Origin of the sequence: Selenomonas sp. oral taxon 892 str. F0426, assembly GCF_000468035.1 — a bacterium.
In the GTDB taxonomy this organism is placed as follows: domain Bacteria; phylum Bacillota; class Negativicutes; order Selenomonadales; family Selenomonadaceae; genus Centipeda.
The window spans coordinates 11,300-11,779 of sequence record NZ_KI260518.1 but is presented as its reverse complement, the minus strand read 5'-3'; the positions used below and the strand labels follow the sequence as shown (position 1 = coordinate 11,779).

The following is a 480-nucleotide window of genomic DNA, read 5'->3' as shown; positions in this document are numbered from 1 at the left end:
ATCCGTTCTGTCGCCCGATGGCATATCCCTCCATGCGGCTCTTGTAGTCTCCGCGCAAAAGCCCGTCCACCTTGAAACGGATGAAATATTCCTTCCGCTCCCTATCCGTAAGCAGGGCTTTCTGCAGCGACTGCTCCCAGCGCACCACCCACGGATTCAGCGTGTACTTCACGAACTCCAACGACTGCTGCTCGATGTTGTTGAAGCTGGATTTCTCCAAATCCCCGACCATATGCGGCGGCACACGATAGAGCCGCGCAATCTCGTCAATCTGGAACTTTCGTGTTTCAAGGAACTGCGCTTCTTCTGGCGGTATGGCAATCTGCTGATACTTGACTCCCTCTTCAAGAACGGCAATCCTGCCCGTATTCATCGTACCGCCGTAAACGGCGTGCCAGCTTTCACGGAGCTTCGATGGATCTTTAAGGACTCCCGGATGTTCAAGAACGCCGCCCGGACGCGCTCCGTTCTTGAAGAATG

General features: G+C 54.8%; 1 protein-coding gene. It reads right to left on the bottom strand.

What is annotated here, in order from left to right; translation table 11 throughout:
- Positions 1-480, bottom strand: a 480-nt coding sequence (locus tag HMPREF1992_RS00775; RefSeq protein WP_021683892.1) for a phage portal protein, incomplete at both ends; no start/stop codon positions are given.